This is a genomic window from Duganella sp. BJB1802, assembly GCF_013369445.1.
GTDB lineage: Bacteria > Pseudomonadota > Gammaproteobacteria > Burkholderiales > Burkholderiaceae_D > Rugamonas > Rugamonas vulcania_A.
In genome coordinates this window covers 20,046-40,717 of the sequence record NZ_JABWEF010000032.1, presented here as the reverse complement: position 1 = coordinate 40,717, position 20,672 = coordinate 20,046, and the positions used below count along the sequence as shown (strand labels likewise).

Annotated in this window: 18 protein-coding genes; 9 read left to right on the top strand and 9 right to left on the bottom strand. The window is 68.4% G+C overall.

Annotation, left to right across the window (positions count from 1 at the left end; genetic code table 11):
* From HUX88_RS31000 to HUX88_RS30980, 5 genes are all read right to left on the bottom strand, one after another.
* The coding region (locus HUX88_RS31000) for a methyl-accepting chemotaxis protein (protein ID WP_176364257.1) at positions 1–1,177 on the bottom strand (1,177 nt) is incomplete at its 3' end.
* A 216-nt stretch (positions 1,178–1,393) separates the two neighbouring features.
* Positions 1,394–1,909, bottom strand: coding sequence for a GNAT family N-acetyltransferase (locus HUX88_RS30995; RefSeq protein WP_176364256.1), 516 nt, complete (start codon positions 1,907–1,909; stop codon positions 1,394–1,396).
* The gene (locus tag HUX88_RS30990) at positions 1,906–2,427 is read right to left on the bottom strand and encodes a GNAT family N-acetyltransferase (protein WP_117011830.1); all 522 of its coding nucleotides are present in this window, start codon (positions 2,425–2,427) and stop codon (positions 1,906–1,908) included. The genes HUX88_RS30995 and HUX88_RS30990 overlap by 4 nt, the downstream gene beginning before the upstream one ends.
* 62 nt (positions 2,428–2,489) lie before the next feature.
* The gene (locus HUX88_RS30985; RefSeq protein WP_176364261.1) at positions 2,490–3,764 is read right to left on the bottom strand and encodes an amidohydrolase family protein; all 1,275 of its coding nucleotides are present in this window, start codon (positions 3,762–3,764) and stop codon (positions 2,490–2,492) included.
* Positions 3,765–3,789: 25 nt separating this feature from the next.
* A complete protein-coding gene (locus tag HUX88_RS30980; RefSeq protein WP_116990587.1) occupies positions 3,790–4,041 on the bottom strand; it encodes a DUF2164 domain-containing protein in 252 nt (83 codons plus the stop codon).
* Positions 4,042–4,300: 259 nt separating this feature from the next.
* Here HUX88_RS30980 and HUX88_RS30975 point away from each other — a divergent pair, with 259 nt between their 5' ends.
* The 7 genes from HUX88_RS30975 to HUX88_RS30950 all read left to right on the top strand — a co-directional run bounded on the left by HUX88_RS30975 (position 4,301) and on the right by HUX88_RS30950 (position 15,284).
* The gene (locus HUX88_RS30975; protein WP_229219627.1) at positions 4,301–4,855 is read left to right on the top strand and encodes a phasin family protein; all 555 of its coding nucleotides are present in this window, start codon (positions 4,301–4,303) and stop codon (positions 4,853–4,855) included.
* The gene (locus HUX88_RS32870) at positions 4,776–5,036 is read left to right on the top strand and encodes a hypothetical protein (protein ID WP_229219626.1); all 261 of its coding nucleotides are present in this window, start codon (positions 4,776–4,778) and stop codon (positions 5,034–5,036) included. The genes HUX88_RS30975 and HUX88_RS32870 overlap by 80 nt, the downstream gene beginning before the upstream one ends.
* 75 nt (positions 5,037–5,111) lie before the next feature.
* On the top strand, positions 5,112–6,866 hold the full coding sequence (locus HUX88_RS30970) for an ABC transporter ATP-binding protein (RefSeq protein WP_176364255.1): 1,755 nt from the start codon (positions 5,112–5,114) through the stop codon (positions 6,864–6,866).
* Positions 6,856–8,658, top strand: coding sequence for an ABC transporter ATP-binding protein (locus tag HUX88_RS30965; protein ID WP_176364254.1), 1,803 nt, complete (start codon positions 6,856–6,858; stop codon positions 8,656–8,658). The genes HUX88_RS30970 and HUX88_RS30965 overlap by 11 nt, the downstream gene beginning before the upstream one ends.
* A 171-nt stretch (positions 8,659–8,829) precedes the next feature.
* Entirely contained in the window at positions 8,830–10,995 is a 2,166-nt protein-coding gene (locus tag HUX88_RS30960) for a GGDEF domain-containing protein (RefSeq protein ID WP_176364253.1), read from the top strand.
* Positions 10,996–11,038: 43 nt separating this feature from the next.
* Positions 11,039–13,450 carry a diguanylate cyclase domain-containing protein gene (locus HUX88_RS30955; RefSeq protein ID WP_373886863.1) on the top strand — a complete coding sequence of 804 codons (2,412 nt, stop codon included), beginning with the start codon at positions 11,039–11,041 and terminating at the stop codon, positions 13,448–13,450.
* 1,219 nt (positions 13,451–14,669) lie between these two features.
* Positions 14,670–15,284 (top strand): GGDEF domain-containing protein, encoded by a 615-nt coding sequence (locus HUX88_RS30950; RefSeq protein WP_176364252.1) that lies wholly within the window; start codon positions 14,670–14,672, stop codon positions 15,282–15,284.
* Positions 15,285–15,290: 6 nt separating this feature from the next.
* On the opposite strand, the gene HUX88_RS30945 is transcribed toward HUX88_RS30950, so the two are convergent.
* From HUX88_RS30945 to HUX88_RS30935, 3 genes are all read right to left on the bottom strand, one after another.
* Complete coding sequence (locus HUX88_RS30945; RefSeq protein WP_229213040.1) at positions 15,291–15,644, bottom strand: apolipophorin; 354 nt, start codon at positions 15,642–15,644, stop codon at positions 15,291–15,293.
* Positions 15,645–15,720: 76 nt separating this feature from the next.
* The gene (locus HUX88_RS30940) at positions 15,721–16,188 is read right to left on the bottom strand and encodes a cache domain-containing protein (protein ID WP_117011836.1); all 468 of its coding nucleotides are present in this window, start codon (positions 16,186–16,188) and stop codon (positions 15,721–15,723) included.
* 40 nt (positions 16,189–16,228) lie between these two features.
* Positions 16,229–16,675: a hypothetical protein gene (locus tag HUX88_RS30935; protein WP_117011837.1), complete on the bottom strand. Its 447-nt coding sequence runs from the start codon at positions 16,673–16,675 to the stop codon at positions 16,229–16,231.
* Positions 16,676–16,838: 163 nt separating this feature from the next.
* Between HUX88_RS30935 and HUX88_RS30930 the strand changes: the two genes are divergently transcribed.
* Both HUX88_RS30930 and HUX88_RS30925 read left to right on the top strand, forming a co-directional pair.
* On the top strand, positions 16,839–17,915 hold the full coding sequence (locus tag HUX88_RS30930) for a hypothetical protein (protein ID WP_117011838.1): 1,077 nt from the start codon (positions 16,839–16,841) through the stop codon (positions 17,913–17,915).
* Positions 17,916–17,970: 55 nt separating this feature from the next.
* The gene (locus HUX88_RS30925; RefSeq protein WP_176364251.1) at positions 17,971–19,677 is read left to right on the top strand and encodes an Ig-like domain-containing protein; all 1,707 of its coding nucleotides are present in this window, start codon (positions 17,971–17,973) and stop codon (positions 19,675–19,677) included.
* On the opposite strand, the gene HUX88_RS30920 is transcribed toward HUX88_RS30925, so the two are convergent.
* Entirely contained in the window at positions 19,674–20,615 is a 942-nt protein-coding gene (locus HUX88_RS30920) for a LysR family transcriptional regulator (protein ID WP_229213041.1), read from the bottom strand. The two genes, HUX88_RS30925 and HUX88_RS30920, sit on opposite strands and share 4 nt — an antisense overlap.
* Positions 20,616–20,672: the final 57 nt, after the last annotated feature.

Sequence of the window (20,672 nt, the reverse complement as noted above, 5' to 3'; positions counted from 1 at the left end):
CGCGCGCCGCCTCCACCGCCGCGTTCAGCGCCAGGATGTTGGTCTGGAAGGCGATGCCGTCGATCACGCCGATGATGTCGACAATCTTGCGCGACGATTCGTTGATCGACCCCATGGTCCGCACCATCTGCTCGACCGCGTCGCCGCCCTTGGCCGCCACGCTGGAGGCGGTGTCGGCCAGCTTGCAGGCCTCGGCCGCGTTGGCATTGTTCTGCTGCACGGTGGTGGTCAGTTGCACCATGGCGGCCGCCGTTTCCTCCAGCGAGCTGGCCTGCTCCTCGGTGCGGCCCGACAGATCGAGATTGCCGGCGGCGATGTCCACCGCCGCGCCATGAATGGCATCGGTGCCGACGCGCACCTGGCCGACGATGTGGCTCAGGTTGCCCTGCATGCGCTTGAGCGCGCCCAGCAAGGCCCCGATCTCGTCGGTGCTGCGGACGTGCACCTCGCTGCTCAGATCGCCGGAAGCCACGATCTCCGCCACGCTGACCGCCTCGTGCAGCGGCACCGTGATGCTCTTGATCAGCCACAGCACCGTGACGCAGCCGACCACCAGCGTGACCAGCAGCGTCACGCCCATGGCCAGCATCGCCCGCGCATGCTCCGCCTGGTTCTCGGCCTCCATCTCGACGATCATGCGCTGCGACTCCTTGCCGATGAAGGCGACGATGTCATCGATCTTCCTGGTCGGCTCGCGGTCCATGCCCTTCACCAGCGCGTCGACCACGTGGGCGCTGTCCTGGCTGGCGGGATCGTATTTTTCCAAGGCCCCCATATAGCGCTTCACCAGCTCGTTCTGGGTGGCGATCGCCTCGTCCATCAGCGGCGTTTTCAGGTCCAGTTTGGCCAACAGCGCGTTCAGCTTCTGCAATTCTCCGCGGGTGGTCTCGCCGCCCTTGACGAAGGCCTTGCTGTACTTGTCGAAGTTGGCCGGATCGTTGCCGCGCAACAGAGTGTTCTTCCACTCCTGCACCTGGATCTTGAATTCGACCTGGGCGCTGCGCGCCATGTCGACGGCCTGCGTCAGCGCTTGCATGCGTTGCATGGCGACGGCATTGGCCGCGTTGCTGGAATCCAGCGCACGCCAGCCGCCGGTGGCGACCACCAGCAGCGCGATGAAAAAGAAGGCTCCCAGCAAACCCAGTCGCACGCCTATCTTCAGGTTGGCGAGTTTCATAAGTTTCCCTTTCGGTAAAAATTCAATCCGTACAAGACTCACGCGACGGTACGACCGCCGCGGATGTGTGACTTATATTGTTTGAATTGCCGCCGTTTTTTGGGGACCAAGCAACCTTTAGTTCTTTAAATCCATCATGCGCCCACGCGCCGAAAAATCCAAGCCACGCCTCTCAAAAAATCTATCGAATTCCCACCGGTGCAACAGATCAAGTGATCAGTCCCGCAACTCGATGCGGTAAATATTGGTGGGACGCTCATGCGGCGGCAGCTTGCGCAGCTCGACAAATTCCAGCCCCAGCTTTTGCAGCAGCCGGATGGAATTGACGTTGCCCGGGTCGGTCAGGCCCAGCAGGCGCTTCATGCGCAGCCGGTCGCGCGCGTAGGCCACCACGGCCACCGCCGCCTCGTAGGTGTAGCCCTGGCCGAACCAGGCCGGGCGGATGGCGTAGCCGATGTCGACGTCGTCCAGGCCGTCGCGCTTGATCAGGCCGCACAAGCCCAGCGGCACGCCGTCGCTCTTGCGCTCCATCACGTACAGCGAATGGCCGCGCTGCTCCTGCATCGCGCGCGGCCCTTCGACGATGGCCTTGCGCGCATCGTCGATGCTACGGATGCCCTTGTCGCCGATAAATTCCAGCCAGGTCGGATCGTTGACCAGCTCGTAGTAAAACGCCGCGTCGTCGATGGTGATGGTGCGCAGGCTGAGGCGTTCGGTGTCCAGTATCTTCATGCATCGGGCCAATGGGAGGGATCGTCCAGCAGCTGGTACATGACGTACACGTCGACATACCCGAGATGGGCGTGATAGTAAGCGCGCGGCAAGGTGCCGACGATGGTGAAGCCCAGCTTCTTCCACAGCAGCACGGCGGGAACGTTGGAGCTGACCACGTAGTTGAACTGCATCGCCAGGTAGCCCTGCGCGCGGGCCCGGTCCAGGCAGTCGCCGCCCAGCAGCTTGCCCACGCCGACGCCCTGCGCCGCCGGGCTGACCATGAAGGAGGCGTTGGCCACGTGCGAGCCGCGGTCGCGCTGGTTGGGGATCAGGCGGTACATGCCGACCAGCCGTTCGCCGTTCAGGACGGCCACATACGATTGCACGCCGGGACCGAACCAGTATGCGTGGCAATCCTCGCGGCTGGTGTCGGCGGCGAAATAATAAGTGTCGCCGGTGGCGATCAGTTCCTGGAAAATTTCCCACATGGCGCCGAAGTCAGCTTCCGAGGCGGGACGGATGGCGATTTCTTTCAAGTCGGCTCCAGGCGGGTTAAACAGTGTTCGATTGTCATGTATTTCCGATGGCAAGTCCAGCCTCAGCGCCCCAGGCGGAAATCGACCGTGGCCGGCCGCCCCGGCAGGCTCAGGCGCGCCTGCGCGCGCGGCGCCTCGGCGATCACCTTCCCGCGCCGCATCACCATGCGCCGCGCCGCGCGCAGGCGGATCGCCTCCACCGGATCGGCCGCGTCCAGCAGCACCAGGTCGGCGTGGCAGCCCACCGCCACGCCGTAGTCGCGCAGGCCGAGGATGCGGGCCGGCGCCGCCGTCACTGCCTGGTAGCAGGCGCGCATGGCGTCCTGCCCGGTCATCTGCGCCACGTGCAGGCCCATGTGCGCGACCTCCAGCATGTCGCCCGAGCCCAGGCTGTACCACGGGTCCATCACGCAGTCGTGGCCGAACGCGACCTCGATGCCGGCCGCCAGCAGCTCCGGCACCCGCGTCATGCCGCGCCGCTTCGGATAGCTGTCGTGGCGGCCCTGCAGCGTGATGTTGATCAGCGGGTTGGCGATCGCCGCCACGCCCGCCTCGCGGATCAGCGGCAGCAGCTTGCTGACGTAGTAGTTGTCCATCGAATGCATGGACGTCAAATGCGAGCCGGCCACGCGGCCGTGCAGGCCGAGCCGGTGGCTGTGGTAGGCCAGCGTTTCGATGTGGCGCGACAGCGGATCGTCCGACTCGTCGCAATGCATGTCCACCATCAGGCCCTGCTCGGCGGCGAACTCGCACAGGATACGCACCGACTCGGCGCCGTCGGCCATGGTGCGCTCGAAGTGCGGGATGCCGCCCACCACGTCCACGCCCATGCCGACCGCGCGCTTGAGGTTGGCCAGCGCGGTCGGGCTGCGCAGCACGCCGTCCTGCGGGAAGGCCACCAGCTGCAGGTCCAGGTAGGGCGCGACCAGGCGCTTGACCTCGAGCAGCGCTTCCACCGCCAGCAGGCGGTCGTCGCAGATGTCGACGTGGGTGCGGATCGCCAGCAGGCCGCGCGCGGCGGCCCAGTCGCAATACTGCAGCGCGCGCCCGACCAGCGCCTGCTGGGTCAGCTCGGGCTTGAGCTCGCCCCACAGCGCGATGCCTTCCAGCAGCGTGCCGGAGGCGTTGACGCGCGGCAGGCCGTAGCTGAGCGTGGCGTCCATGTGGAAGTGGGCGTCGACGAACGGTGCGCTGAGCAGGTCGCCGCCGGCGTCGATTTCCTGCGCGCCCCTGAGCGGCAGCGCCGGGCCCACGGCGGCGATGCGGCCGTGCTCGATGGCGACGTCGATGCCGCGTTGTCCATCGGCCAGGCTGGCGTTCCGTATTACCGTCTCGATCACCGCATCCATCCGCGCTCCCGGTTTATTTTTTGGTCCAGTATGAAAATTCCGACTCGTAGCAGATCGTTTCGATCTCCGCGATCTTGTCCTGCATCGCCGCCTGGGCGTCGAGGATGGCCTGATTGTAGACAGACGGGCCGATTTCACGCAAACAATAATCGAGCAGCAAACGCGCCTTCAGCTCGCCGACCTCCTCGTCCATGTTCTCCGCGCAGTAGCGCTGGATGGAACCCAGCAGGCGTTGCTCGACTTCCTTGTTCAGTTTGATGGCCATGCGTTTCCTTTTTCATTGAATTCGATAATTTGTTGCGGCGCAGTAATTCAGACTTTTTTTCCTGTCTGCATTGCGATAGATCAATATCCGTGCGGGTAGTATCCATGCGGCATGTTTCCTTGTTGCCGGCTTTGCGACATGGCAGATAAAATAACTTTCCAAGCCCGGCTTTCGCCGCTAGAATGGGCATATTGCAATGCATCATAACGCACCCCGCGTGCGCAGCTTGACCGACATTCTAATCGTCTCAGGAGAAACCATGTCTTCGATCACCGAACAGTTTTCCGCAGCTACGAAGTCCCAGTTGGAAGCCCAATTCAAGATCTTCAACACGTTTGCCAGCACCGCCGTCGAGAGCGCGGAAAAGGTCATCGCGCTGAACATCAGCACCACCAAGGCTTCGGTGGAAAAATCGTCGGCAGCGGCGAAAAAACTGCTCGGCGCCAAGGATCCGCGCGAATTCTTCAGCCTGAGCACCGCCGAACCGGCCAGCTTCGACAACCTGCTGGCCTATGGCCGTGAGCTGTACAGCATCGCTTCCGGCGTCCAGAACGAGTTGATCCAGAGCGCGCAGTCCACCATCAAGCAAGTCTCCGACCTGGCCGCCGCGCCGGTCACCGCGCTGAAGGCCGGCGTCAAGGCGGTTGCGCCTGCCGCCGCGCCGGTTGCCGCAGCTCCCGCGGTTGCCGCGCCAAAGCCGGCCGCCGCCGCGCCGGTCGTGGTTGGAGCCGCCGGTGGTCGTCACCACGGCGGCCGCCAACGAGCCGGTCGCCACGCCGGAAGCCAAGCCCGCCAAGGCCGCGGTCAAGCCTAAGGCCGAGGAAGCACCGGTGCAGGAAGAAACCAAGGCCGCCGCCAAGCCGTCGTTCCCCGCGCCGCCGGCCAAACCGGTCGCCGCCGCCGACAGCAAGCCGGAACTGAAATCCGTGCCATCCGCCAAAGCCAAGCCGACCGGCAAGCAGCTCGACATGTTGGGCAGCAAAACCAAGAAATAAGCCGATCGCGGTGACGCCGGGCACGTCCGGCGGGCATGTTGTATCCTAGCGGACTACGCGCTAATCCGAGTCAACATGTCTACACTTTCCGGGCTGATCGGCGGCTTCGTCCGCCAGCACAGCCGTGCCTACGCCCTGTCCGGCGCCATGCTGGCCGGCGTGGCCATCCTCACCATCTGGGTGCCGCGCAAGGTCGGCGCCATGATCGACGGCCTGGCCGCCCACACCCTCGGCGGCAACGCGCTGCTGATGGAGCTCGGCGCGCTGCTGCTGATCGGCGCCGGCATCTATTTCCTGCGCGTGGCCTGGCGCCAGATCCTGTACGGCGCCGCCTACCAGCTCGGCGTGTCGCTGCGCACCCGCCTGTACAACCGCCTCACCGTGCAGGGCGCCGCGTTCTACCAGCGCCAGCGCACCGGCGACCTGATGGCGCTGGCCACCAACGATATCGACGCCATCGAGATGGCCGCCGGCGAAGCCATGCTGGCCGGCTTCGACGGCGCGCTGACGCTGGTGATGGTGCTGGGCGTGATGCTGCTCGGCGTCGACTGGCGCCTGGCCTGCATCGCGCTGCTGCCGTTCCCGCTGATGGGCTGGGCGTTCTGGTACATCTCCGGCCACATCCACACCGCCTCCACCGATTCGCTCAAGCGCTTCAGCGCCCTCAACGACCACGTGCAGGAAACCCTGTCCGGCGTGCGTACCCTGCGCGCGCTGGGCCTGGAGCAGCGCAGCGCGCGCCAGTTCGGCGAGCTGGCGCAAAAGGCGTCCGACGCCAGCCTGCGCGCCCAGGTGTGGGAGGCGGCCTACGAACCGGCCGTCGGCCTGACGCTGACCGCCGCCGGCGGCCTGACCCTGGGCCTGGGCGGCTACCTGGTCTGGCAAAACCAGCTGACCATCGGCGCGCTGACCAGCTTCACCATGTACCTCGGGCAGCTGATCTGGCCGATGTTCGCGGCCGGCTGGGTGCTGTCGCTGATCGAGCGCGGCCGCGCCGCCTGGCAGCGCCTGCACCCGATGCTGGACGCGCCGCTGGCCATCGCCGACCACGGCACGCTGGCCGCCGTGGCGCCGGGCGCGCTGTCGCTGCACAACGTCACCTACGCCTATCCCGAACAGGGCGCGCCGGCGCTGGGCGGCATCACGCTCGAACTCAAGCCGGGCCAGACGCTCGGCCTGGTCGGCCCCACCGGCTGCGGCAAGTCGACCCTGCTGCGCGTGCTGCTGCGCCAGCTGACGCCGCAAACGGGCAGCGTGCGCTGGAGCGGCCACGCGCTCGACGAATACACGCTGCACGCGCTGCGCGCCGCCATCAGCTGGGTGCCGCAGGAGTCCTTCCTGTTCTCCGCCTCGATCGCCGACAACATCGCGCTGGCGCGTCCCGGCGCCACGCGCGCGCAGGTCGAGCACGCGGCCACGCTGGCCGCCATCCACGACGACATCCTGCAATTCCCGCAAGGGTACGAGACCGAGGTGGGCGAGAAAGGCATCACCTTGTCCGGCGGCCAGCGCCAGCGCGTCGCCATCGCCCGCGCGCTGCTGGCCGACAACGACCTGCTGCTGCTGGACGACGCCCTGTCCGCCGTCGACACCGGCACCGAAACGCGCATCCTGCAGCACCTGGAGCAGCTGCGCCAGGCGCGCCACGGCCGCAGCGCCGTCATCGCCAGCCACCGCCTGAGCGCGGTGGTCAACGCCGACCTGATCGTCGTGCTGCGCGACGGCCGCGTCAGCGAAACCGGCAGCCACGAACAACTGCTGGAGCAGGATGGCTGGTACGCCAGCCAGTGGCGCTATCAACAATTGGAAGCCAGCCTCAATGCCCTTTAAGCCCGAACCCACCTCCGCGCGCCGCCAGACCTGGCAGGCGTTCTCCCTGCTGCGCCGGGCCGCCCTGCCCGACCAGCGCCACCTGGGCTGGGCCGTGCTGTGGCTGGTGCTGGCCGCGCTGCTGGAAGTGTCCGGCCCGATCATGGGCAAGGCGCTGATCGACGAGCACCTGCTGCCGCACCACCTGGACTGGCCGCGCATGGCCGCGCTGCTGGGCGGCATGGTGCTGACCGGCTGGATCGCCAGCGGCCTGCGCTACCTGCAGCTGGTGCGCCTGTCCGGCCTGGCGATGCGCTCGGTGATGCGGCTGCGCGAGATGGTCTACACCCACGTGCTGCTGCTGCCGATGGCCTTCTTCGACCGCGCCATCACCGGCCAGCTGGTCTCGCGCGTGACCAACGACACCGAGGCCGTCAAGACCTTGTACATCCAGGTGCTGTTCGTGATGCTGGACTCGACCATCGTGCTGGTCGGCACGGTGGCGGCCATGGCCTGGCTGGACTGGCACCTGATGCTGATCGTGCTGGCGCTGCTGCCGGCGGTGCTGCTGATCGTCTGGCTGTACCAGCGCTGGAGCGCGCCGGCCGTCACCCGCGCCCGCGCGCTGCGCAGCGACATCAACGGCCAGATGGCCGAGTCGATCGGCGGCATGAGCGTGCTGCAGGCGAACAACGCCGAGGCGCGCTTCAGCCAGCGCTTCGCCGCCACCAACCAGGACCACTACACCGCCCGCCTGGCCGAGCTGCGCGCCAACGCCTGGCTGCTGCGCCCGGCGCTGGACCTGTTCAACATCATCCTGCTGGCGGCGGTGATCTACCTGTTCGGCCAGCGCGCCATGACCGCCGCCGAGGTGGGCGTGCTGTACGCCTTCATCAGCTACCTGGCGCGCGTGATCGAGCCGCTGATCCAGATCACCATGCAGTTCAGCCAGTTGCAGCAATCGGTGGTGGCCACCGCGCGCGTGGCCACGCTGCTGGACGAGGCCACCGCCACCGAGCACGCCGCCCACGGCCACGACGCCGGCCTGGCCACGGCCCGCACCGCCGCCAACGACGCCGACGCGCCGGCGGTCGCCATCCGCCACCTGAGCTTTGCCTACAACGAAGGCCATCCGGTGCTGCACGACCTGTCGCTGGAGATTCCGCAAGGCGCCTTCGTCGGCATCGTCGGCCACACCGGCAGCGGCAAGTCCACGCTGCTGTCGCTGCTGCTGCGCTTTTATCCGGTCAAGCACGGCGGCATCGCCATCCACGGCATGCCGCTGGACGCCATCGCCAACGAGCGCTTCCGCGCCGACGTCGGCCTGGTGCCGCAAGACCCCTTCCTGCTGGCCGCCTCGGCGCGCGAGAACATCGACATGGGCCGCGGCCTGACGCAGGCGCAAATCGAGACCGCCGCGCGCGCCGCCCACGCGCACGACTTCATCGCCGCGCTGGACCAGGGCTACGACACTCCGCTGGGCGAAGGCGGCTCGCGCCTGTCGGTCGGCCAGAAGCAGCTGATCGCCATCGCCCGCGCGCTGGCCGGATCGCCGCGCATCCTGCTGCTCGACGAGGCCACCTCGCACATCGATTCGCAGACCGAGCAGATCGTGCAGACCGCGCTCGACGAGCTGCGCGGCACGGTGACGGTGATCGCCATCGCACACCGCCTCTCGACCATCCGCGACGCCGACCGCATCATCGTGCTCAACCACGGCCGCATCGCCGAGACCGGCCCGCACGAGCAGCTGATGCGGATCGACGGCGGCCTGTACCAGCGCCTCTACCTGCTGCAACAGCTGGCCGCCTAGCTTTCATGTTCTGACAACTTTGTAAAAAACATTGCTATTCAACTGGCAATATCGACCATTTTCTTGCCATTTCCGCCACGAATAGTGTGCATTTTCGGGTGAAAAATCACGGTTTCGCGGGCTTTCTCGTCTGCAACAAGAATATAATTGTCTAGACACTTTGCACGTGCAATGGACAACCGGGAGCGTCAGTTGGCGGGTATCAGAAATGGCTGGTGGCTAGTCCACGCGGGACCGCGTGCCCTCGCGGCCGCCGTGGCACTCGCCCTGACGCCGGCGGCGCCCCACGCCGAACCCGCCTCGCTGTATGCCCGCATCCTCGAAGTACGCGAACAAAGCCGCTTCGTGCCGGACAAGGCCTTGACGCAGCTGCTCAAGCTGCGGGCCGAGGCGGTCGACGCGCCGCCGGCCACCCAGGCCGAGCTGCTCAACCAGCTGAGCGTGGCCAATATGCGCGCCGGCCACAGCGACGCCGCCCTGGCCGCCGCCAACCAGTTGATCGCCTACGGCAAGTCGCTGCGCGACGACGCCATCGTCGCCAAGGGCCAGATGGCCAAGGGCTACGTGCTGTTCGACCGCGCCGAGGTCGAGGCCTCGCACCAGCTGTCCTTCGACGCCGAGAAGACCGCCGCCACCAGCAGCAACCTGGCCCTGCGCTCGCAGGTGGCGGTCACGGTCGGCCAGACCTATGCCGAGATGGGCAACTTCCCGGCCGCGCTGGTCAAGCTGCAGAACGGCGTCGACATGGCGCGCCAGGTGAACGACGATCCGGTGATGCTGGTCGGCGCGCTCAACGCGCTGGTCACGCTGTACACGCAGATGAAGGAATACGACAAGGCCTCGGCCGCGCTGGAGGAACTGCTGACCGAGACCGAGAAGCTGCGCTCGCCGGGCCGCATGGCGATCGCCAAGAACACCGAGTACGGCCTGGCCATCGACTCGGGCCAGCCCAAGCGCGCGCTGCGCGCGCTGCTGCAAAGCCTGGACCTGGAGCGCAAGCTGGGCGCCGAGCGCATGATAGGCGTGACCCTGGTCAACCTGTCCGACAGCTACCTGAAGGAGCACGACTACCCGCGCGCGGCCCAGTACGCGAACGAGTCGCTGCGCTCGACCCAGCTGACCAACGACAAGTCGGTGGAGGCCACCGCGCGCGTCAACCTCGGCCAGGCCTACCTGGGCATGGGCCGGGTCGCCGAGGGCAAGAAGCAGTACGAGGCCGGCATGGCGCGCTACGAGCAGGAGAACAACAAGCCCGACCTGCAGGCGGCCCTGCGCGAATACGGCGAGGCGCTGGAGCGGGTGGGCGACCTGGGCGGCGCGGTGTCGGCCTACCACCGCGAGCGCGCGCTGTCGAACGAGCTGTTCGAGAAGCAGCGCCGCCAGGCGATGCTGGAGCTGCAGGAAAAATACGAGACCGAAAAGAAGCAGCGCCAGATCCAACTGCTGCGCCAGGAGAACCAGGTCAAGGGCGCCGAGATCGACAACCGCCGCCTGCAGCAGCGCGTGTGGTGGCTGCTGGCCCTGGTGTTCGCGCTGGCGTCGGTGGTGGTCGGGCTGTTGTACCGCAAGGTGCGCCACGCCAACGCCCAGCTGGAGGTGAAGAACCTGGAGCTCAAGGCGCAGTCCACCCTCGATCCCCTGACCTCGCTGTACAACCGCCGCCACTTCCAGGACTTCATGCGCGAGCGGCCGCACGCCGACCAGCCGCCGGAGAAGCGCGCGCCGCACGGCGACGACGTGGTCGGCGCGCTGTTCCTGCTGGACGTCGACCACTTCAAGCACATCAACGACCGCTACGGCCACGCCGCCGGCGACGCCGTGCTCAGGATGATCGCCGAGAACCTGCGCGTGGTGCTGCGCGAGACCGACATGATCGTGCGCTGGGGCGGCGAGGAATTCCTGGCCTTCCTGCCGGCGATCCCGCGCCACGGCGTCGACGAGGTGGCGCGCCGCATCCTGTCCGGCATCTCGTCGCAGGTGATCCGCTACCAGGAGCACCAGATTTCGGTGAACGTGTCGGTCGGCTTCTCGCCGTATCCGCTGGCGCCGGCCAACGAGGCGCTGCCGTGGGAGCGCGCGGTCAACCTGATCGACATGGCGCTGTACCTGGCCAAGGCCCACGGACGCAACCGCGCCTACGGCGTGCGCGGCTTCAACAACTTCCAGCGCACCTCGATGGAGCAGATCGAGCAAGACCTGGAGGGCGCGTGGCGGGCCGGCTTCGTCGAGTTGAGCGTGGTGCTGGGCGGCGACCAGGAACCGCGGCCGCCCGGGCACAGCAACGTGGTCCCACTCAAGCGCCCGTCGCCGGAAGCCGCGCAGAACTCCCCCCTATAATGCGTATCTCGGGAAATTTTCAAGTCGGGGGGCGGAGTTGGCGGTGACGACACAAAGCGGTTGCTTGACATGGGTGCGGGCGCGCGGGCGGCTCGCCGCCGCCTTGCTGGCGGTGGCGCTGGCGCCGGCGCCGGCGCTGGCGCTGTCCGAGCTGGACCAGCGCATCGCGGACTTGCACGAGCAAAGCCGCTTCGATCCCGAGAAGGCGCTGGCGCAGCTGCTCGAACTGCAGCCGCGCATGGAGGCGGCGCCTGCGGCCACCCGCGCCGGGCGGCTGGTCCAGATCAGCGCCGCCCAGGAGTTCCTGCGCCGGCACGACGCGGCGCTGGCCACGGCCGACGAGCTGATCGCCTACGGCCGCGCGCAACATGACGACGTCATCGTCGCCCAGGGCATGCGGGCCAGGACGATCGCGCTGAACGGCAGCGGCAAGGCCGCCGAGGCCTACCAGCTGGCGCTGCAGACCGAGAGGCTGGCCGCCACCGCCGGCAACAAGAGCGTGCAGGCGCAGGCCGCCACGACCGCCGGCACGCTGAGCGCGGCCCAGGGAAATTTCCTGACCGCGCAGGACCAGCTGCAGGCGGCGGTCCTGCTGGCGCGCCAGGTGCAGGACGAGCCGTCGCTGCTGGCCGCCGCGCTGCAGCAGCTGGCCTATCTCCAGGTCCGCACCGGCGAGCGCGACAAGGCCTACGCCGTGCTGGGCGAACTGCAGAAGGCGACCGCGGCGCGGCCCTCGCCGGCGCTGTCGTTCGACAGCAGGCTGGTGGAGTACGAGGTGGCGCACCGCTTCGGCCAGCCCCGGCGCGCGCTGCAGGCGCTGCTGGACAACCTGGAGCTGCTGCACAAGCTGGGCGCGCGGCGCCTGCTGGTCTCCACCCAGGTCAACATCTCCAACCTCTACCTGCAGCAGCAGGACTACGCCGCCGCCGCGCACCACGCGTCCGAGGCCTTGGGCGAGGCGCTCGCCAACCAGTCCGCGCTGGGCGCGGCGAAGGCGCGCATGAACCTCGGCCACGCCTATCTGGGCCAGGGGCGCGTCGCCGAGGGCAAGAAGACCTATGAGGCCGGGCTGTCCGCGCTCGACCACATCGGCCGCAACGCCGACCTGCAGGAAGCGCTGATGGAATACGGCCAGGCGCTGGAACAGGCCGGCGACATGGCGGCGGCGGTGCAGGCCTATCACCGCGAACGCAAGCTGTCGGACGAGATGGAGGAGCAGCAGCGCCGCACCTCCATGCGGGAACTGCAGCAGAAGTACGAGACCGAGAAGAAGCAGCGCCAGATCGAGCTGCTGCGGCGCGAAAACCAGGTCAAGGGCGTGGAGCTGGAGAACCGCCGCCTGCAGCAGCGCGTGTGGTGGCTGCTGGCCCTGGCGTTCGCGCTGGCGGCCGGCGTGGTCGGCCTGCTGTACCGCAAGGTGCGCCAGGCCAACGCCCGGCTGGAGGTGAAGAACATCGAGCTCAAGGCGCAATCCACGCTGGACCCGCTCACCGCCCTGTACAACCGCCGCCACTTCCAGGACTACATGCGCGCCGTGGCCGACCAGCAGCGCGACGCCGGCCGCGGCGGCGCGCACGGCGACGACATCGTCGGCGCGCTGTTCCTGCTCGACGTCGACCACTTCAAGCACGTCAACGACAGCTACGGCCACGCCGCCGGCGACGCCGTGCTCAGGATGATCGCCGAGAACCTGCGCGTGGTGCTGCGCGAGACCGACATGATCGTGCGCTGGGGCGGCGAGGAGTTCCTGGCCTTCCTGCCGGCGGTCCCGCGCCACGGCGTCGACGACGTCGCGCGCCGCATCCTGGACGGCATCGCGGCGCAGACCATCCGCTGCCAGGACCAGGACATCTCGGTCAACGTCTCGATCGGCTTCGCGCCGTTCCCGCTGGCGCCGGCCGGCGTGCCGCTGCCGTGGGAGCGCGCGGTCAACCTGGTCGACATGGCGCTGTACCTGGCCAAGTCGCACGGCCGCAACCGCGCCTACGGCGTGCGCGGCTTCGGCAACGTCGAAGAGACGTCGATGGAAGCGATCGAACAGGACCTGGAGCGCGCCTGGCGCGCCGGCTTCGTGGACCTGAGCGTGGTGCTGGGCGGCGCGCCGGAACCGCAGCCGCCGGTGCCGTCGAAGCAGGACGGCGGCGCGGTGCCGCACGCACCACGGCGAAAGCGGTGCTTGCACGGTGGCGGCGGCGCAACGCCGGGCGCGCGCCGCCGCTGCAGGCGCGCCTGGCCCGCGGCGCTGGCGGCCGCCTGCGTGGCGCGATGGCGCCAACGCCCGCGCTGGCGCTGCCGGCGACGGCGCAGCGCCTCATCGAACTGCGCGACCAGGTCCGCATGTTCCCGGACACGGTGCTGGCGCGGCTGCTCGCGCTGCAGCCCGAGATCGGCGCCGAACCGCCGCGCGTCCAGGCGGAACTGCTGGCCCAGATCAGCAGCGCCCGCGCGCGCCTGAACCAGCACGACGCGGCGGCGGCCACCGCCGACCAGATCGTCGCCTACGGGCGCGCGCTGAAGGACGACGCCATCGTCGTCAAGGGCCTGCTGGCGCAGGAGGCGGCGGCGTACGCGCGCGACGACAACCAGGCGGCGCAACGGTATGTGTTCGAGGCGGAAAAGCTGGCGCTGCGCACCGGCGACCAACGGCTGCGGGCCGAGGCCGGGCTGGAGGCCGGCGTCGCGCGCGCCGAACTGGGCGACTTCCCGGGCGCGCTGGCGACGGTGCAATCGGCGATCGACGCCGCGCGCACGCTGGAGGGCGATCCGATGCCGCTGTTCCACGCGCTCAGGGCGCTGACCCGCCTGCACATCCAGACCAAGGACCGCGCCAAGGCCTACGCCACGCTGGCCGAGCTGACGGCGCTGGCGGAACAACAGCGCCTGCCGCTGCAGATGGTGCTGCTCAAGACCAGCGAGTACATCGTCAACGTCAGCTTTGGCCGGCCCGAACGCGCGCGGCGCGCGCTGCTCGAATGCCTGGCGCTGGAGCGCAAGCTGGGCGCGCGCTACATGCTGCCCTCCACGCTGAACAACGTGGCCGACAGCTACCTGAAGGCGCACGACTACCCGCGCGCGGCGCAGTACGCGGCGGAGGCGCTGCGGGCGGCCAACGGACTCAACTTCACCGGCAGCGACGCGGCCGCGCACTCCAACCTGGGCCAGGCCTACCTTGGCATGGGGCGCATCGCCGAAGGCAAAAAACACTTCGAGGCCAGCCTGGCCTGGTTCGAGCAGACCCAGAGCAAGCCCGACCTGCAAAGCCTGCTGCTGGAGTACGGGCAGGCGCTGGAAGACGCCGGCGACATGACCGGCGCGATCCAGGCCTATCACCGCGAGCGCGCCATCTCCAACGAACTGTTCCAGGCCAAGCGGCGGCAGGCCGTGCTGGAGCTGCAGGAATGGTACGCGGCCGACCAGAAGCAGCGCCAGATCGAGCTGCTCAGCCGCGAGAACCGCATCAAGGACGTCGAGCTCGACAACCGCCGCCTGGCGCAGCGCCTGTGGTGGCTGCTGGCCATCGTGTTCGGCCTGGCGTCGGTGGCGGGCGGGCTGCTGTACCGCAGGGTGCGCCAGGCCAACGGGCAGCTGGAGGCGAAGAACCAGACGCTCAAGGCGCTGTCCACGCGCGATCCGCTGACGGGGCTGGCCGCAGCCGTCGCCGCCGCTTCCCGACCATGGACCGCTACCGCGCGCCGCACGGCGACGACGTGGTCGGCGCGCTGTTCCTGCTCGACATCGACCACTTCAAGCACATCAACGACCGCCACGGCCACGCCGCCGGCGACGCCGTGCTGAAGGCGGTGGCCGAGACCCTGCGCGTGACGCTGCGCGAAACCGACCTGATCGTGCGCTGGGGCGGCGAGGAATTCCTGGCCTTCCTGCCGGCCGTCCCGCGCGGGCGCGTCGACGAGGTGGCGCTGCGCATCCTGCGGGGCGTGTCGACGCACGCCGTGGTCCACCAGGGGCGGGACATCGCGGTCCACGTGTCGGTCGGCTTCGTCCCGTTCCCGCTGGCGCCGGGCGGCGTGCCGCTGGCGTGGGAGCGCGTGCTCAACCTGGCCGACATGGCGCTGTACCTGGCCAAGAAAAACGGCCGCAACCGCGCCTACGGCGTGCCGGCCCTGGAGCATGTCGGCGCCGCCGCGCTGGCGGCCATCGAACGGGATCTGGAGCGCGCGTGGCGCGACGGCCTGCTCGAGCTGACCGTGGTCGATGGCGGGGCGCCCGCCCCGCAGCCGCCGGACGCCGGCGACGCGGCGCCGTCCAGGCAGGTCAACACCGGCCGGTGACGCGGCTTACTTGGCCGGCGCGCTGGCCTCGCGTTCGCGGGCTTTCTCCTGCATTTTTTCACCGGCCTGTTCCAGCTTCTTGCCGGCCTGCTCGGTGGCCTGGTTGAGTTTTTCGCCGGCGGCCTCGGTGGCCTTGTCGATCTGCTGGCTGGTTTCCTTGGCGGCGTCGGTGATCTGCTGGTTGGCCTGCTGCGCGGCCTCGGTCAGCTGGCGGCCGGCCTTGTCGGTGGCCTGGTCGAGCTTGCGGCCGGCCGTCTCGGCCGGGCCTGGGGCCGATTCATCCTTCTTCTGGCAGCCGCCCAGCAGCGCCAGCACCACCATCGCGGCGGCCGCGCCGCGCACCGTTGTCATCGCCGTCATCGCCATCTCCTCAAGGAATCAAACATTCCCGACAGCATACAACGCCCGGCGCCGCAACGGCGCGCCGCTGATGGCCTTATTTGTAGATGCCCACGCCGATGACGTAGTCGCCGACTTTTTCGACGTAGGTGTTTTTCTCTTCGAGGTTCTTGCTGATCGAGTTGGGCCACATGTACTTGACCCAGCCCTTGCCGGCCGGGCTGGCCGCGATCTTGAGGAATTCCTTGATCGGATAGACGCCGCCGGCGCTCAGCTCCATCAGGTTCTTGTTGACCATCTTGGCGTTCTGGCCGTGCGCCAGCGCCACGCCGGCCTTGTCGAACATGAACACGTACAGGTCGCCCTGGATGAACTCGCCCTTGGGATCGTTGAACGCGGCCACCGCCTTGTCCTTGCCGTTCTTTTGCAGGTAGTCGCCGGCGCGCTTGACCATCGCCACCGCCTCGTCGGCGGTGCCGCGCCTGGGCGCGTCCTGCGCCGAGGCGGCGCCGGTCAGGCCCAGGGTCAGTGCGGCGGCCAATAACAACTGGAACAGATGCTTCATCGTCAATCTCCTCAGTGCGTGGGCGCCGCGACGGCGTGGTTCAGGTGATCTTCTTGGGCGGGGGCGGCGGCGTGAAGACGATGTTCTCCGATTCCGGCGCTCCGTCGAGCGCGTCGGACGCCTCCAGCCACTTCATCAGTTTTTCCATGCGGCGGATCAAGATGCCCTTGCTGCTGATGTAGCCGACCTGCTCGAAATTCTCCGGCTTGCTGACCATCTTGGACACGGTCGGCAGGTTCTCGGCCAGGCGGTCGAAGGCCTTGCGCGCCTTCTGCTCCCATTTGGCCAGGTTGGGTTCGTTGAAGCGGTTGCTCTCGTAGTAGATGGTCAGCGTGCGGTCGTGGTTGCCGAAGCCGACGATCGCCGCCCCCTTGCGCACCGTCTCCAGCACGTCGTCCTTGATGTTCGCGGTCGGCACGAACAACGCCGCGCGGCCGGTGGTGTCCGGTCGCTCCAGCGGCAAATCCTGTCCCATTATTACGCTCATCACGCTTCCTGTTGTCGTCGCCGGAGTTGCTGCTAGGCTATATTTGTGATTCTATATCGCGCCCCTGCCCAATACAAGGAGAAACCGCGCGGGCGTGGCGTGGCGGGTAATCGGCCCTGCCGAGCCCGTATAATGCGGGCTGATCCTTTTTGACCGCCACGCCATGATGTCCACCCTCCCCGCCGGCTCCCGCTTCGGCGCCATTCCCGAACACGCGGTCGACACCGCCGAGCGCAACGTGCGCGACACGCTGGCCGTGGCGATCGGCCACGCCGCCCCGCACGCCGCGCTGATCGTGCACGACACCCGCACCGACCTCAACCGCGCGCTGACCGAAGCCTACCGCCGCGTGGTGCCGGACGCCGCGTTCGTCGACTTCGACGGCACCACGCCCGAGCAGGTGCTGGCCGCCTTCGCCCGCCTGCGGGCCGGCGACCTGGTGGTACTGATCCAGTCGACCAGCTTCCGGCTGGAGGCGTTCCGCATCCGCATCGAGCTGTTCAAGCGCGGCCTGAAGGTGATCGAGCACGTTCACCTGTCGCGCATGCCCGGCGAGCAGGGCCTGCACTACATCGCCTCGCTGGCCTACGACCCGGCCTACTACCGCGGCGTCGGCCACGCGCTCAAGGCGCGCATCGACCGCGCGCGGCACGGCGTGGTCGACAGCGGCGACGGCGCGCGGCTGGTGTTCGGCTCGCCGTTCGAATCGGCCAAGCTCAACATCGGCGACTACAGCGGCATGAACAACGTCGGCGGCCAGTTCCCGCTGGGCGAGGTGTTCACCGAGGCGCGCGACCTGGAGGCGGTCAACGGCCGGGTGCGGATCTTCGTGTTCGGCGACACCAACTTCCTGGTCAACCAGCCGGCCACGCCGGTCACGCTGATCGTCGAGAAGGGCCGCGTGGTGGGCGCCGAGAACGCCACGCCGGAGTTCGACAACATGCTGGCCATCATCCGCGCGCACGAGGGCGAGGTGTGGCTGCGCGAGCTGGGCTTCGGCATGAACCGCGCCTTCTCGCGCGAGCGCATGGTCGACGACATCGGCACCTACGAGCGCATGTGCGGCATCCACCTGTCGCTGGGCGCCAAGCACGGCGTGTACGCCAAGCCGCAGTTCAAGCGCAAGGACGCGCGCTACCACGTCGACGTGTTCGCCGTGACCGAGGCGGTCTACCTGGACGACGAGCGGGTCTACCAGGACGGCGCCTGGCGGCTCGACGCCACCCAACAAACCGGATAAAAGTTTAATAGATTATAATAATTCTTTCAGGAAATCATTCTTAGAAAGAATTATTTTGCGCCATTCATCCGTCCCCCTTCTGTCCACCGTCGCCCTGCTGCTCAGCGCCTGCGGCGGCGGCTCCGGTTCCACTCCCGCCTCCACGCCAGCGCCGGCCCCCACGCCGGTGCCGGCGACGCCATTGGCGGTCGGCGCGTCCATCCCGGCGCCGGGTGGCGCCAGCGGCACCGACGCCACGCCCAGCCTGATGTTCAACCAGGCGCTGGACGCGACCACGGTGAGCGTCGCGGCGGTCACGCTGAGCAGCCCCATCGGCGCCGTCAACAGCGGCCTGGCGCTGAACGGCAACACCGTCACGCTGACGCCGACGCAGCCGCTGGTCTGGGGCAGCCACTACCAGCTCAGCGCCGCCACCACGCTGCGCGCCACCGCCGGCGGCGTGCTGGCCGCGCCCTACAGCACCGGCTTCGACACCCGCATGCCGACCTGGAGCGCCATGGTCAAGTCCCCGGTCAGCAAGCCGGCCATGGGCAACCTGCAGACCGCCGGCGCGCGCAACGGCGATGTCGTGGCGGTCTGGACCGAGGTGGGCGCCAACGGCGCCTCGCAGGTGACCGCGACCCGCTACACCGCCGCCACCCAGAGCTGGGGCACGACCGCCTCCATCCAGGGCACCGAACAACGCGGCGAATCGCCGGTGCTGCGCGCCGACGACGCCGGCAACGCCTGCGCGGTGTGGGAGGAGCAGCTGGACAACGGCAAGTACGCGATCAAGGCCGCGCGCTACAACGCCGCCAACGGCCGCTGGTCGGCGCCGGCGATCGTGTCACGGCCGGGCGAATATTCGTCGCACTACTCCGGGGCGACCGTCGCCATCGGCCGCACCGGCGACATCATCGTCGCCTGGAAGCAGTACCACAGCACCGTGGTCAGCCAGGCCACCATCGATATCGCCCGCTTCGACGCGGCCAGCCTGCAATGGACGCCGGCCCGTTCGCTGCAGGACAGCCCGGCGGACACCGACTTCCCGATCGCCGCCATCGACGCCGCCGGCAACGCCATGGTGGTGTGGTCGCAGGCCGCCCCGAACGGCGGCGCCGACCAGGCCTACGCCGCGCGCTACGACGCCCGCGCCCGCGGCTGGGGTCCGAACAGCCTGGTCACGCCGAACGCCGCCGGCGGTTCAAGCGTCCAGCAGCTCGCCTTCGATGCCGCCGGCGACGCGCTGGCGACCATCAGCCTGCCGACGCCGCAACGCCCCACCTCCCTGCACGTCATCCGCTACACCGGCGCCAGCAACAGCTGGGGCCAGCCCGAGCTGATGGACACGGCCTACAGCGCGGCCACGCTGGCGGTCGACGCCGCCGGCAACGCGCTGCTGGTGTGGCCGACCTACACCGTCCCCTCGACCTTCAACATCAACAGCCGGCGCTATCAGCGCTCGACCGGGACCTGGACCGCGCTGCCCAACATCTCCAGCTACACCAGCTCCATCATGCCGCTGGCGTTCGACCCGGCCGGCAACGCGGTCACCTCGTGGGTGAACTACGACGGCGGCGTCTATTCGATGGTGACCATGCGCTTCAACGCCGCGGCCGGCAAATGGGATGCGCCGGTGTCGCTCGCCTCCGGCACCTCGGCGATGGGCCAACCCGCGCTGTCGCTGGACCAGAGCGGCCAGGCGATGCTGCTGTGGGCGCAGTTCGCCAACCTCTACAGCTCGCCCGTGCAAGCGGCCTACGCCCGCCTGACCGGCCGCTAGGCCAGCAGGCCGTGGGAGCGCAGCTCGCGGTCCCACGGCGGCACCGGCTGGTATTCGGCCACCAGGAAATCGATCAGCGCCCGCACCTTGGCCGACGGCTGCCGGCTGGCCGGATACAGCGCGCTCAGATGGTTGAGCGGCAGCTCCCAGTCGGCCAGCACCGGCACCAGCGTGCCCTCGATCAGCGCGCGCCACGCCAGGAAGGTGGTGTTGTAGACGATGCCCAGCCCGCGCTGCGCGGCGCGTTGCAGCACCACGCCATTGTTGGCCGTGAACGCCGCCTGCACCCGCACCGTCTGCCGCTCCGCGCCGCGCGTGAAGTGCCATTGCGTGCCGTCAGTCAGGTGGCTGAAGTGCAGGCAGCGGTGCTGGTGCAGATCCTGCGGCGCCTGCGGCACGCCGTGGCGCGCCAGGTAGGCCGGCGACGCGCACAACACGCCCCGGCACGGCGCCAGCTGCCGCATCGCCAGCGCATGCACGTCGGGGATGCCGCCCACCCGCACCGTCAAATCGAAGCCATGCTCGATCGGATCGAGCAGCGCGTCGTCCACATACAGCATCGGCGCCAGCTGCGGATGCGGCACGCTGAAGCGCGCCACCGCGTCGGCCAGCCATTCGCTGCCGAAACTGGACGGCGCCTGTATCCGCAAGGGTCCCGCCAGTTCGGCGCCGGCCTGGGTGGCCTGGCTCAGCGCCCGCGCCGCCTCCTGCGACTGCTCCACCGTCGCGATGCACGGCGCCAGATAGGCCTGGCCGGCGTCGGTCAGGCTCACCTCGCGGGTCGAGCGGTGCAGCAGGCGCGCCTGCAGCTTGTCCTCCAGCTGCAGGATATGCTTGCTGACCATGGCGCGCGTCAGCCCCAGGCGGCGGCCCGCCTCGCTGAAGCTGCGCTGCCGCGCCACCTCGATGAAAATCTCCATTGCGCGTAATTGATCCATATCACATTGTCTTCATTCCGGAGACAATGTGTCAACCTTTTACGGATTGTCCCGCTC